Here is a 12,649-nt window from a genome sequence, read left to right on the forward strand (position 1 = left end):
CACAGGCAGTGCCCGACAGCGGGGCGCGGACCGTGCCCGACGGAGGCTGATGACAATGTTTCGCCGAACCGATCGACGTAGTCACGACCTTGGCCACGCCCACGGCACGGGCCCCGCCGGGACGGCTCTGCGGCTGGTCAAGGTCAGCAAGACCTACGGGAGCCAGGACGGCAGCGACGACAGTGCCGTACGGGCGCTGGACGAGGTGACGTTCAGCCTGGCGAGCGGCACCTTCACCGCGGTGATGGGACCCTCGGGCTCCGGCAAGTCCACGCTGCTGCAGTGCGCGGCGGGGCTCGACCGGCCCGACAGCGGCATCGTGACGGTGGACGGCGCGGAGATGACCGGCGGCACCGAGGCCGAGCTGACGAAGTTCCGGCGCAACCGGATCGGCTTCGTCTTCCAGCAGTACAACCTGCTGGACACGCTCACCGTGGCGCAGAACACGATCCTGCCGCTGAAGCTCGCCCGGCGCCGCGTGAACCGGGACCGGGTGCGGGAGATCCTCACCGCCGTCGGCCTCGGCGACCGCCTCGGCCACCGGCCCGACCAGCTCTCCGGCGGCCAGCGCCAGCGCGTCGCCATCGCCCGCGCCCTGGTGACCGAGCCGAGCGTGATCTTCGCGGACGAACCGACCGGCGCCCTGGACACCCGCAGCGCGCGGGACGTCCTGCGGCTCCTCCAGGACGCGGTACGCGTCCACGGCCGTACCGTCGTCATGGTGACCCACGACCCGGTCGCGGCCTCGTACGCCGACTCGGTGCTGTTCCTCGCGGACGGCCGGCTCGCGGGCGAGATGCGCCGGCCGACCGCGGACGCGGTGGCGGAGCGCCTCGCGCACCTCGGCGACGACGTGATGGCGGGGGCGTGAGCGCGATGTTCACGATGCTCACCCTGGCGGTGCGTTCCGTACGGCAGCGCCCCGGGCGCTTCGCCGCGACACTGCTGTCCGCCTTCCTGGGCGCGGCGATCATCATGACGTTCAACTCGATGCACGACACGGCCGGCGCGCGGGGCGTCGACTCCGTCAGCGCGGAGACCCTGTCCACCTCGGCCGGCGTCGTCGGCGGCTACGGCACCCTCCTGGTGTTCTTCGCCGTCGCTTCCACCCTGACGGTGAACGTGTGCCAACGCTCCTCGGAGATCGAGCTGTTGCGCTGCTCCGGTGCCACACCCGCACAGATCAAACGCATGATCGTCGGGGAGTCGGTGGCCGTCGCCCTGGTGGGCGCGCTGCTCGCCATCGGCCCCGCGATGCTCGGCGGGCGGGCCCTGCTCGGCGTCTTCAAGGACAGCGGACAGGTCGCCGAGTCCGTCGACTACACCTTCGGCCCCATCGCCCTGTACTCGGGCCTCGACATCACGGTGCTCGCCGCGGCGGGCGCGGCGTTCCTCGCGGTGCGCCGGGCCACGCGGCGGAGCCGGCCCCGGGGCAGGGGACGCACGTTCCTCGTGCTGGCCGCCCTGGCTCTCGGCGTTCTGTCGGTCGGCTCCACCTTCGCCTTCTCCCCGACCTACGAAGCGCTGATGGCACCGGCCGCGTACGGCTCGATCCTGCTCGCGGTCGGCTTCGCGCTCCTGTCGCCGAAGTTGCTGAAGGCCCTGCTCGGCCGGCTGCCCCTGACGGGCCCGAGCGGCTACCTCGCCGTACGCACCCTGCGGGTGCAGGCCGCCCAACTGTCCGGTGTCCTCATGCCGTTGATCCTCTTCACCGGTCTGGCCACGGCGACCCTCTACATCCAGGCCGTCGAGAACGACGCCATCGACGCCACGGGTGTTCCCAAGTCCGTCGACGCGAAGAACCTCGAAACCCTCAACCTCACGGTCGTCGGCATCATCGTGGTCTTCTCCTGCATCATGCTGATCAACTCCCTCTACGCGGCGACGGCCTACCGCCGCAAGGAGTTCGGCCAGCAACGCCTCGCGGGGGCGACTCCGCGTCAGGTCCTCGGCATGATCGGCATCGAGTCCCTCGTCCTGACGGCCACGGGCGTCTTCTTCGGTACGGCGGCCGGGCTCGCCGGGATCATCCCCTTCACGATGGTCCGCACGGACGCGGCCCTGCCCGACCAGGGGCTGGGCATCTGGTTCGGGATCGTGGCGGTGGCCGCGGCGGTGACGCTGGGCACGAGCCTTCTCACCGCGTGGCGGGTGCTGCGGGCGCCGGCGATCAGGGCGGTGGCGCTGGCCGCTTGAGGTTTTCGTCAGTGGGCGTGGGTGATCGCTTCGGGCGGTTGCCCATGGCCCTTTTTGGGGTGCCTCAGGTGTGTTGACGGGTGCGGGTGCGCTGTGGCTGGTCGCGCAGTTCCCCGCGCCCCTAAAGGTAAAAGACTGCGCCGTTCCCCGCGCCCCTGGACGCGGGTCCGCTGTCGGGCGTGGGCCGGCAGGGAACTCTGGGGCCAACCCCGCGCATCGTCTCTCTTCGGCCGGAGAACCGGCGGTCGTGATCAATTCGAAGCGTGGCGAACTCGTGAAAGATTGACGGGAGTTGTGAAAGGGGACAAGAATTCGGATCGCTTCGCTCCGCTGTGTCTGAAGCGAGCGAAGTGGCGCAAATGACTCGGTCGCGCACGCCTTCGTTGCGTCCCCCGCGTTGGTCAGGCGCGCTCAGCCACCTCCCACACGGCTCTATCCACAGAGGTTCACCTTGTCGCGTTCGCAACAACCCAGAATGTCGGCTGTCCTCGCAGCATCCGCGTTCCTCGCAGTCGCCGCCGTGCCCGTCTTCGGAGCGGGCGTCGCAAGCGCCACGCCCGGCGGGGCGTGCCAGTCGGCCACCGTCCAGTACCGCATCGTCGGCGCCGACGGAGGTGTCGTGGGCGCGGACTGGACCTCGCAGGGCGGATTCCGTTCCTGGGACACCGTCCCCGGGTCCGTCGAGGTCCGGCTGGCCCCCGGAGAGAAGGTCGGGGACGGCTGCAAGTACCCGGTCTCCCTCGCCGAATACACCACCGAGGGGTCGAACTGGCAGACCTCCGGTCGTCAGACCATGGTGGACAAGGCCACCGTCTACCTTGCCGCCGCAGACGTGGCCGGCGACGACGACGCGAAGCGGACCTGGCAGAAGCTGACCGTCAAGCAGCCGGACTGCTTCGGCCAGATCGACCTGTACGGCGACGACATCGCCTATGACGGCAAGACGGGGGAGGGGCACGGCCCCGCCCCTTACCAGCCCGAGGGTGTCAACACTCCGTACCACCTCATAGCGGCGTGGAACGGCGGCGAGAAGGCGTGTGCCGACGGCCCGCCGGACTCGCCCACCCCGACGCCGTCCAAGCCGGAGCCGACCCCGTCGACTCCCGAAGGCAGCAAGCCGCCCGCGGAGGAGACGACTCCGCCGACCACTCCCAAGCCTTCCACGACGCCTCCCACGACGCCGGACGTGCCGCCGCTGTCGTCGAAGCCGCCCACCACTCCGAAGCCGACGCCCAGCGACAGCACGCCGCCGCTGGCGGAGACGGGGGCCGGCACGCCGGTCGGCCCGATCGCTGGTGGCGCCGCTGTGGTGATCGCCCTGGGTGCCGGGGCTTTGTACGCGGCCTCCCGCGCACGTCGCTCGCGCCGCGCGTGACGGACCGGCACGGGATCATTCCCGTGCCATAGCGCACACCTGCGGCTCCGCCTCCCGTACAGCACCTTCCGTGCCGCATGGGAGGCGGAGCCGTGACGTCCGGCTTGAACTTCGCATAACGGCCTCTGATGACGGCGCCCTCTCCGGCACTGAAAAGGGCGAGGCCCGAAGACCCCGCCCGATACCAGTGAAACCCAAGCTCAGGGCCACACCAGGCAGTACGGCTGGTGCCCCGCCTCGTGCAGTCGGTGGCTGAAGTCCTGCCACTCGTGCAGCAGTTGGTAGACGTTGTACGCGTCACGGGGGCCGCCGCGGTCCGGGACCGTCGACCAGATGAAGGCGGCCGCGCCCACGGCCTCCTCGCCTATGCCGCGGAGCGGGTCGACGACGGTCATGGGGAGCCGCACGACGGCGTAGTCGGGGTGGAGGACGACGAGTTCGAGCGGGGGCACCTTGTGCAGGGGTATGCCCTCGATGCCGGTGAGGACCATCGCGGCCATCGTCTCCGGCTTGATCTTCGTGAACATGCCGTTCATACCGAGCTCGTCGCCGCCCAGTTCCTCCGGGCGCATGGAGATCGGGACGCGGGCGGCGGTCGCGCCGTCCGGTGCCCCGAAGTATTTGTAGGTCACCCCCACCCGGCCACCATTCCCGCTGCTTCCTGGCCTGAGCTGGTCTGCCCCGCGGTCCGTGTAGTCCATACCGTCCATACGCGCGGACGGCTCGATCCGCTCAGGTTCGCCCTGCGATCCCTGTGTGTGCCGTGCCTCGGCTGCTTCCGCCTCGCGCCGGTGCTTCCCCTGCCGGGCACGCCGAGGACCGAGGTCATCGGTCCCTTCGCCCAGTCCGCCACCGCGATGCATATCTCCACCCGACTGCTTTTAGGGCGCGCGACCCCCGCCACGCAACCCGATCATCGTGACAGTGACCTCCCCCACGGCCGCACGCCGAAACGTGCGCTGAAACACCTGTCCGCAGGATCTTCGCAGCCTCTGACACCATGGTTCGTGTGAGCTACCCGTACGAAGTGCCAGTTTCGCAGACTCTCTACGACCGTGCGGCGGCCGTGACGCCCGGCGGCGTGAACTCTCCCGTCCGCGCGTTCCGCGCCGTGGGCGGTACGCCCCGGTTCATGGTGTCCGGTAACGGTCCATACCTGACGGATGCCGACGGGAGGGAATATGTGGACCTCGTTTGTTCCTGGGGGCCGATGATCCTCGGCCATTCCCACCCCGAGGTGATCTCGGCGGTTCAGGCGGCCGTGTCCAGAGGCACCTCCTTCGGTACGCCGGGGGAGGGCGAGGTCGCGCTTGCCGAGGAGATCGTCGCCCGCGTCGAGCCGGTCGAGCAGGTCCGTCTCGTGTCCAGCGGCACCGAGGCGACCATGTCCGCCATCCGTCTCGCGCGCGGGTTCACCGGGCGCGCCAAGGTCGTGAAGTTCGCCGGCTGTTACCACGGGCATGTGGACGCCCTGCTGGCCGCCGCCGGGAGTGGCGTCGCCACCTTCGCGCTTCCCGACACCCCGGGTGTCACCGGCGCCCAGGCCCAGGACACCATCGTCCTGCCGTACAACGACCTCGATGCCGTACGGGAGGCCTTCCGCGCGCATCCCGGTGAGATCGCCTGTGTGATCACCGAGGCCTCGCCCGGCAACATGGGCGTCGTGCCGCCAGGACCCGGCTTCAACCAGGGACTCAAGGACGCCTGCGCCGCGGACGGCGCCCTGTACATCTCCGACGAGGTCATGACCGGCTTCCGGACGAGCAGGGCCGGCTGGTACGGGATCGACGGCGTCGAGCCCGACCTCATGACCTTCGGCAAGGTCATGGGCGGTGGCTTCCCGGCCGCGGCCTTCGGCGGGCGCAGGGACGTGATGGCGCACCTCGCGCCCGTGGGCCCCGTCTACCAGGCCGGCACGCTGTCCGGGAACCCGGTCGCCACCGCCGCGGGCCTCGCCCAGCTGCGGCTGCTCGACGACGCCGCGTACGCCAAGGTCGACGCGGTGTCCGAGCAGATCCGTACGCTCGTCACGGACGCCCTCACCAAGGAAGGTGTGGTGCACCGACTGCAGAACGCGTCCAACATGTTCTCCGTCTTCTTCACCGGGGCAGAGGTACGCAACTACGAGGACGCGAAGACGCAGGAGTCGTACCGCTTCAACGCCTTCTTCCACTCGATGCTGGCGCAGGGCGTCTACCTGCCGCCGTCCTCGTTCGAGTCCTGGTTCGTGTCGACGGCGCACGACGAGCAGGCGGTACAGCGGATCGCCGACGCCCTCCCGGCGGCGGCACGGGCAGCAGCGGAGGCCACGGCAGCATGAGTGACATCACCGTCGTACACGTGATGCGGCACGGGGAGGTCGCCAATCCGGACGGACTGCTCTACGGGCGGCTGCCCGGCTACCACCTGTCCGAACTGGGGCGGCGGATGGCCGAGCGGGTCGCCGGGCACCTCGCCCCCCGGGACATCACGCACGTCGTCTCCTCCCCGCTGGAGCGGGCCCGGGAGACGGCCGCGCCGATCGCCGGGACGCACGGTCTGGACCTCGCGACCGACGCCCGGCTGATCGAGGCCGAGAACGTCTTCCAGGGCAAGGCCTTCGGGGTCGGGGACGGGGCGCTGCGCAGGCCCGAGAACTGGAAGCACCTCGTCAACCCGTTCAAGCCGTCCTGGGGCGAGCCGTACCTGGAGCAGGTCGTACGGATGATGGGGGCGCTGGACACGGCGCGGGACGCCGCGCGGGGGCACGAGGCCGTGTGTGTCAGCCATCAGCTGCCCATCTGGATGCTGCGGTCCTTCGTGGAGCGGCGGCGGCTGTGGCACGACCCGCGCAAGCGGCAGTGCACGCTGGCCTCCCTGACGACGTTCACGTACCAGGGCGACAAGATCGTGTCCGTCGGTTACACCGAGCCCGCGCGGGATCTTGTGCCGGTGCACCTCCTCGCGGGGGCCAAGCCGGTGAAGGGTAAGTCCAAGGCGTTCGGGGCGTAATAGCCGCGAGGCCGGCCGGGTCGGGTTGATCCGGCCGGCGGCGGAGTGTCTTACGGGGACGGATATTCGGGGCGATCAGTTCCGTGGTGTCTGTCACAGATTCATCATCGATTAGTCGCCGAAATATCTGAGTGTGAGCTGGAACCCCCGTGTTCGTCGTGCCCTCTAACTCTGTGTCCAGATTTCTTGGGCGCAGGCACGATGAATGGGGAGCGGAATGCGCGACATCAGTCGAAGGGGAATGCTGGGGATCGGGGCCGGGGCCGGGGCGGCGGCCGCCATGGGGCTCGCGGGCTGTGGTACCGCTCTGGGCGGCTCCGACGGTGTCGGGGGCGGAGACGCTGGTGCTGGTAAGAAACGCTCCTCCCGTCCCATCGGTGACGGCTCCACCTCCTTCACCGGGAAGCAGCCCAAGCAGCCCGGTAAGCCCGTGCCACTCGAACCCGGCGAGACCCCACCGCAGTTCGTCGTCTTTTCCTGGGACGGCGCGGGTGACGTCGGCAATGGCCTCTTCGAGCGGTTCCTGAAACTCTCCGAAGAGCATGACGCTCGAATGACGTTCTTTCTCTCCGGGCTCTATCTCCTGCCCGAGTCGAAAAAGCGCAAGTACCTTCCGCCGAACAATGCGCCGGGCGCGTCCGACATCGGTTATCTGACGGACGGTCACATCAAGTCGACGCTGAAGAACATCCGCCGGGCCTGGCTCGAGGGACACGAGATCGGCACTCACTTCAACGGCCACTTCTGCGGTGGCACCGGCACGGTCGAGAACTGGACGCCGGCCCAGTGGAAGAGCGAGATCGCCCAGGCGAAGGCCTTCGTCAAGGAGTGGCGTACGAACACGGGCTGGAGCGAGGACGAGGTGCCGTCGCTGCCCTTCGACTACGAGAAGGAACTCGTCGGCGGCCGCACCCCGTGCCTGAAGGGCCAGGACAACCTGCTGCCCACCGCCCGCGAGCTCGGCTGGCGCTACGACGCCTCCTCGCCCGGCGGTACCCAGGTCTGGCCCGCGAAGAAGGGCGGCGTCTGGGACCTGCCGCTCCAGGCGATCCCCTTTCCCGGCCACACCTTCGAGGTCCTCTCGATGGACTACAACATCCTCGCGAACCAGTCGGTCAACTCGACCAAGGCCCCGCCCGCCAACTACCCGGCCTGGCGCAAGCAGGCGACCGACTCGTACATAGCGGGCTTCGACCGTGCATACGAGTCGAACCGGGCCCCCTTCTTCGTCGGCAATCACTTCGAGGACTGGAACGGCGGTATCTACATGGACGCCGTCGAGGGCGCGCTGAAGCACATCGCGGGCAAGAAGGACGTACGCCTGGTGTCGTTCCGTCAGTTCGTGGACTGGCTCGACGTGCAGGACGCGGCCGTCCTGGAACAGCTGCGGTCGCTGGGTGTGGGCCAGGAGCCGTCCGGCGGCTGGAACGCGTTCCTCGGCGATGTCTCCACGAACTCCGGGTCCGGGAGTGGGAGCGGGTCCGGGAGCGGGAGCGGTTCGGGCTCCGGGGATTCCGAGGATGGTGCGTCGCAGGGCTAAGGGCTGGTGCCTGCCTGTCGCGGCACCAGGAAGCAGGCCCGGACGGACCGTCCGAAACGGCGCCCAAAAGGTGGTTTCACACCTGTGAGGGGGGTGCCCAAGATCCCCGGAACGGACATGCGAAACTTTTCACATGAGTTCCGCCAGCCGCGCCCCCCGGCGCACGAACCGGACCCGTAGCCGCGCCGCTGTGCTGACCTGCGGAGCCGTCGCCGCGTCGCTGCTCCTGTCCGCGTGCGGATCCGGGGGCAAGTCCGGCGGGTCGGGCGACACCGGCTTCGTCACCGGCTCCGACGGCATCGCCACGGTGGCGAAGGGCAGCCGCCCCGACGCCCCCGAGCTGTCCGGCGAGACCATCGACGGCAAGCAGCTCGACGTCGCCGACTACAAGGGCAAGATCGTCGTGCTGAACGTCTGGGGCTCCTGGTGCGGCCCCTGCCGCCTGGAGGCCAAGAACTTCGTCGCGGTCTCCGAGGACCTGAAGGACCAGGGCGTGCAGTTCGTCGGCATCAACACCCGGGACACCAGCACCACCCCGGCGATCGCCTTCGAGAAGGCGCACGGCGTCAAGTACCCGAGTCTGTACGACCCCACGGGCAAGCTGATGCTCCGCTTCAAGAAGGGCACGCTGAACCCGCAGACGATCCCCTCCACGCTCGTACTCGACCGGGACGGGAAGGTCGCCTCCCGGTCGCTGTCCGCGCTCAGCGAGGCGAACCTGCGCAAGATGCTCAAGCCGATCCTCGCGGAGAAGTGACCGCTCGTGTCTCTTCTCGTAGCCGCGGGCACCGACCCCAACCAGACCGTCCTCACCGGGGCCCTGGTGCTCGCCGTCCCGATCGCCGTCCTCGGCGGGCTCGTCTCCTTCTTCTCACCGTGCGTGCTGCCGCTCGTGCCCGGCTATCTCTCGTACGTCACCGGGATCAGCGGCACCGACCTCGCCGAGGCGCGGCGCGGGCGGATGGTCGCCGGGGCCTCGCTGTTCGTGCTCGGTTTCACCGCTGTGTTCGTCTCCGGCGGGGCGCTCTTCGGCTACTTCGGGTCGACCCTGCAGGAGCACAAGGACACCATGTCCAAGGTGCTCGGCGTGCTCATGGTCGTCATGGGGGTGTTCTTCCTGGGGATGATGCCCTGGCTGACCCAGCGCGAGTTCCGCTTCCACAAGCGGCCGGTCGCCGGTTTGGTCGGCGCCCCCGTGCTGGGCGCGCTCTTCGGGATCGGCTGGACGCCCTGCATCGGCCCGACGCTGGCCTCCGTGCTGGCGCTCTCCTCCAGCCAGGCGAGTGCCGGACGCGGGGCCATACTGACGGTCGCGTACTGCGTCGGTCTGGGCGTGCCCTTCGTCGTCGCGGCCGTCGCCTTCCGCAAGGCGCTCGGTGCCTTCGGCTGGATCAAGCGGCACTACGTGTGGGTGATGCGGATCGGCGGCGGCATGATGATCGCGACCGGTCTGCTCCTGCTGACCGGCGCGTGGGACAGCATCGTGCAGGAGATGCAGGGCTGGTCCGACGGTTTCACGGTAGGGGTCTGAACTCATGGGCACGACACGCGACACCGACGTGCGGACCAACGACGAGAACGACGAGAACGGCGACAGGGGCAACCAGGGCGGCAAGGGCGACGAGGGCGTCAGGAACGACTCCGCGGCGCGGGACGCCGGTGATCTCGGCGATGCCGGGGCGCAGCTGTCCACCGCGCCCCGGGAGACGGCGATGCCCGGCTCCTTCGGTGGCGCGCGCCCCCACGGCGCCACGGGATGGCTCGTGTGGGCCGGCCGCGAGGCCATCGGCTGGGCCCGCTGGATCTGGCGGCAGCTGACCTCGATGCGGGTCGCGCTGCTCCTGCTCTTCGCGCTCTCCCTCGGCGCGATCCCCGGCTCGCTGATCCCGCAGTCCGGGACCGACGAGACGAAGGTGGCCGACTTCCGGGCACAGCACACCACGCTCGGTCCCCTCTACGAGAAGCTCGGGCTGTTCCACGTGTACAGCTCCGCGTGGTTCTCCGCGATCTACCTCCTTCTCTTCATCTCGCTCATCGGCTGCATCGTGCCCCGCACCTGGCAGTTCGTCGGCCAGCTGCGGGGCCGCCCGCCGCGTGCGCCGCGGGTGCTGACCCGGCTGCCCGCGTACACGACGTGGCGGACCGAGGCGGGCCCCGAGGAGGTCCGTGAGGAGGCGCTGAAGCTCCTGAAGAAGCGGCGCTTTCGTGCGCATCCCGCCGGGGACGCGGTCGCCGCCGAGAAGGGCTACCTCCGTGAGGTCGGCAACCTCGCCTTCCACATCGCACTGATCGTGATGCTGGTCGCCTTCGCCTGGGGCCAGCTCTTCAAGTCCGAGGGCAACAAACTGATCGTCGAGGGCGACGGGTTCGCCAACACCCTCACGCAGTACGACGACTTCAAGTCCGGGAGCCTCTTCGACACGAACGACCTGGAGCCGTTCAGCTTCGGCCTGAAGGACTTCACGGGCACGTACGAGGAGACGGGGCCCAACAGGGGCACCCCGCGCACCTACCAGGCGACCGTCGACTACAGCGTGGGGGCCGACGGCGAGGAGAAGAAGAAGACCGTCAAGGTCAACCAGCCGCTGGACATCGACGACTCGAAGGTCTACCTCACCGCCCACGGCTACGCGCCCGTCGTCACCGTCCGGAACGGCAAGGGCGACGTCGTCTACCGCCAGGCCGTGCCGCTGCTGCCGCTCGATTCCAACTCCACCTCGACCGGCGCGATCAAGGTCATGGACGGCTACGAGGACGCCAAGGGGAAGCGGGAGCAGCTCGGTTTCCAGGCCTTCTTCCTTCCGGCGTACGGCGGGGACGGCACCGCGGTGGTCTCGCAGTTCCCGTCGCTGCTGAACCCGGTGCTGAACCTGGCGGCGTACCACGGCGACCTCGGCGTCGACGCGGGTCTGCCGCAGAGCGTGTACCAGCTCGAAAAGAAGAACATGAAGGAGTACAAGAACTCCAAGGGCAAGCAGCTGAGGGAGAACCTGAAGCCCGGCGAGACCATGCAGCTCCCGAACGGCGCCGGCTCGGTCACCTTCGAGAAGGGGATCAAGGAGTGGGCGAACTTCCAGGTCACCCGCCAGCCCGGGGCCGGCTGGGCCCTCGTCGGAGCCTTCGGCGCGATCTTCGGTCTCGCCGCCTCCCTCTTCATCCAGCGCCGCCGCGTCTGGGTGCGCGCCGTCACCGGCCCCGACGGCGTCACGGTCGTCGAGATGGCGGGCCTCGGCCGCAGCGAGTCCGCCAAGGTCCCGGAGGAACTGGGCGTCCTGGCCGGCCACCTGTACGACCTGCATCCGGGCGCGCCCGACACCCCCGAGACCTCCAGCGAGACCCCCACCCCCGAACCTCCCGCCGCACCTGCCGAAGGGGCTGAGACGAAGTGACTCTCGCCGCCGCAACCGACCTCGCCGCCGCGACCGATCTGGCTGCCGCGACCAACGAGAACCTCGCGAACATCAGCAACACGCTGATCTACTCAGCGATGGCCGTCTACACGCTGGCCTTCTTCGCGTACATCGCCGAATGGCTCTTCGGCAGCCGCAGCAAGGTCGGCCGCACGGCCGCCGCGCTGACCACCGACAAGGGCGCCGGGGACAGCAAGGACGCCAGGGACGCCAAGGGCGCCAAGAAGGCGGCGGGCCCCGCGGTCACCGTGCAGAACGCGGCCGGCACCGCCGTACTGGAGCGGCCCAAGGTCGTCACGCGGGCCGCGCCCGGCGCGCGGGACGTGCCGGACGGGCCCGGCGCCCACGGCGGGGACGCGCAGGGGGACCTCTACGGCCGTATCGCCATCTCCCTCACCGTGCTCGCCTTCCTCATCGCGTTCGGCGGTGTCCTCGCACGCGCCCTGTCGGTGCAGCGGGCGCCGTGGGGCAACATGTACGAGTTCAACATCACCTTCTCCACCGTCGCCGTCGGCGTGTACCTCGCGCTGCTCGCGATGAAGAAGAACGTCCGCTGGATGGGCCTCTTCCTGACGACGACGGTCCTCCTGGACCTCGGTCTGGCCGTTACGGTCCTCTACACCGCCAGTGACCAGTTGGTGCCGGCCCTCCACTCGTACTGGCTCTACATCCACGTCTCCACGGCGATCTTCTGCGGCGCCGTCTTCTACGTGGGCGCGGTCGGCACGATCCTGTACCTCTTCAAGGACTCGTACGAGAACAAGCTCGTGACCGGCGGCAAGCCGGGCCGGTTCGCGACCTCCGTACTGGAGCGCGTGCCCGCCGCGGCGTCGCTCGACAAGTTCTCGTACCGTGTGAACGCCGCGGTCTTCCCGCTGTGGACGTTCACGATCATCGCCGGCGCCATCTGGGCGGGCGACGCGTGGGGCCGTTACTGGGGCTGGGACCCCAAGGAGACCTGGTCCTTCATCACCTGGGTCGCCTACGCCTGCTATCTGCACGCCCGCGCCACGGCCGGGTGGAAGGGCCGCAAGGCCGCGTACATCGCGCTCGTCGCCTTCGCCTGCTGGCTGTTCAACTACTACGGCGTGAACATCTTCGTCACCGGCAAGCACTCCTACGCCGGCGTCTGACACC

General features: G+C 69.2%; 11 protein-coding genes. 10 read left to right on the forward strand and 1 reads right to left on the reverse strand.

Annotation, left to right across the window (positions count from 1 at the left end; all coding sequences use genetic code 11):
- Positions 1-55 precede the first annotated feature (55 nt).
- The 3 genes from AB0D14_RS04915 (at position 56) to AB0D14_RS04925 (ending at position 3,571) form a co-directional block, all read left to right on the forward strand.
- Positions 56-871 carry an ABC transporter ATP-binding protein gene (locus AB0D14_RS04915; RefSeq protein ID WP_362775350.1) on the forward strand — a complete coding sequence of 272 codons (816 nt, stop codon included), beginning with the start codon at positions 56-58 and terminating at the stop codon, positions 869-871.
- A gap of 14 nt (positions 872-885) precedes the next feature.
- Positions 886-2,196: an FtsX-like permease family protein gene (locus tag AB0D14_RS04920; protein WP_362775351.1), complete on the forward strand. Its 1,311-nt coding sequence runs from the start codon at positions 886-888 to the stop codon at positions 2,194-2,196.
- 475 nt (positions 2,197-2,671) lie between these two features.
- Positions 2,672-3,571: a hypothetical protein gene (locus AB0D14_RS04925; RefSeq protein ID WP_362774785.1), complete on the forward strand. Its 900-nt coding sequence runs from the start codon at positions 2,672-2,674 to the stop codon at positions 3,569-3,571.
- A gap of 200 nt (positions 3,572-3,771) precedes the next feature.
- Here AB0D14_RS04925 and AB0D14_RS04930 read toward each other — a convergent pair whose 3' ends face one another.
- A complete protein-coding gene (locus tag AB0D14_RS04930) occupies positions 3,772-4,434 on the reverse strand; it encodes a hypothetical protein (RefSeq protein ID WP_362774788.1) in 663 nt (220 codons plus the stop codon).
- Between the two features lie 137 nt (positions 4,435-4,571).
- On the opposite strand from AB0D14_RS04930, the gene hemL reads away from it, so the two are divergent.
- The 7 genes from hemL (at position 4,572) to ccsB (ending at position 12,645) form a co-directional block, all read left to right on the forward strand.
- Positions 4,572-5,891: a glutamate-1-semialdehyde 2,1-aminomutase gene (hemL, locus tag AB0D14_RS04935; RefSeq protein ID WP_362774791.1), complete on the forward strand. Its 1,320-nt coding sequence runs from the start codon at positions 4,572-4,574 to the stop codon at positions 5,889-5,891.
- Positions 5,888-6,562, forward strand: coding sequence for a histidine phosphatase family protein (locus AB0D14_RS04940; RefSeq protein WP_362774794.1), 675 nt, complete (start codon positions 5,888-5,890; stop codon positions 6,560-6,562). Before hemL ends, AB0D14_RS04940 begins: the two co-directional genes overlap by 4 nt.
- Positions 6,563-6,779: 217 nt before the next feature.
- The gene (locus AB0D14_RS04945; protein ID WP_362774797.1) at positions 6,780-8,102 is read left to right on the forward strand and encodes a hypothetical protein; all 1,323 of its coding nucleotides are present in this window, start codon (positions 6,780-6,782) and stop codon (positions 8,100-8,102) included.
- A 133-nt stretch (positions 8,103-8,235) separates the two neighbouring features.
- Entirely contained in the window at positions 8,236-8,859 is a 624-nt protein-coding gene (locus tag AB0D14_RS04950; protein ID WP_362774800.1) for a TlpA disulfide reductase family protein, read from the forward strand.
- A 6-nt stretch (positions 8,860-8,865) separates the two neighbouring features.
- Positions 8,866-9,633, forward strand: coding sequence for a cytochrome c biogenesis protein CcdA (locus AB0D14_RS04955; RefSeq protein ID WP_362774803.1), 768 nt, complete (start codon positions 8,866-8,868; stop codon positions 9,631-9,633).
- A gap of 4 nt (positions 9,634-9,637) precedes the next feature.
- Positions 9,638-11,491, forward strand: a complete 1,854-nt coding sequence (locus AB0D14_RS04960) for a cytochrome c biogenesis protein ResB (protein ID WP_362774806.1) — start codon at positions 9,638-9,640, stop codon at positions 11,489-11,491.
- Positions 11,488-12,645, forward strand: coding sequence for a c-type cytochrome biogenesis protein CcsB (ccsB, locus tag AB0D14_RS04965; protein ID WP_362774809.1), 1,158 nt, complete (start codon positions 11,488-11,490; stop codon positions 12,643-12,645). Before AB0D14_RS04960 ends, ccsB begins: the two co-directional genes overlap by 4 nt.
- Positions 12,646-12,649: the final 4 nt, after the last annotated feature.

This window comes from Streptomyces sp. NPDC048484 (genome assembly GCF_040651415.1).
Taxonomy (GTDB): Bacteria; Actinomycetota; Actinomycetes; order Streptomycetales; family Streptomycetaceae; genus Streptomyces.

Bases quoted from the DNA above. Each gene is read 5' to 3' on its own strand.
- AB0D14_RS04915 (WP_362775350.1), top strand. From the start codon at position 56: ATGTTTCGCCGAACCGATCGACGTAGTCACGACCTTGGCCACGCCCAC.
- AB0D14_RS04920 (WP_362775351.1), top strand. From the start codon at position 886: ATGCTCACCCTGGCGGTGCGTTCCGTACGGCAGCGCCCCGGGCGCTTC.
- AB0D14_RS04925 (WP_362774785.1), top strand. From the start codon at position 2,672: ATGTCGGCTGTCCTCGCAGCATCCGCGTTCCTCGCAGTCGCCGCCGTG.
- AB0D14_RS04930 (WP_362774788.1), bottom strand. From the start codon at position 4,434: ATGCATCGCGGTGGCGGACTGGGCGAAGGGACCGATGACCTCGGTCCT.
- hemL (WP_362774791.1), top strand. From the start codon at position 4,572: ATGGTTCGTGTGAGCTACCCGTACGAAGTGCCAGTTTCGCAGACTCTC.
- AB0D14_RS04940 (WP_362774794.1), top strand. From the start codon at position 5,888: ATGAGTGACATCACCGTCGTACACGTGATGCGGCACGGGGAGGTCGCC.
- AB0D14_RS04945 (WP_362774797.1), top strand. From the start codon at position 6,780: ATGCGCGACATCAGTCGAAGGGGAATGCTGGGGATCGGGGCCGGGGCC.
- AB0D14_RS04950 (WP_362774800.1), top strand. From the start codon at position 8,236: ATGAGTTCCGCCAGCCGCGCCCCCCGGCGCACGAACCGGACCCGTAGC.
- AB0D14_RS04960 (WP_362774806.1), top strand. From the start codon at position 9,638: ATGGGCACGACACGCGACACCGACGTGCGGACCAACGACGAGAACGAC.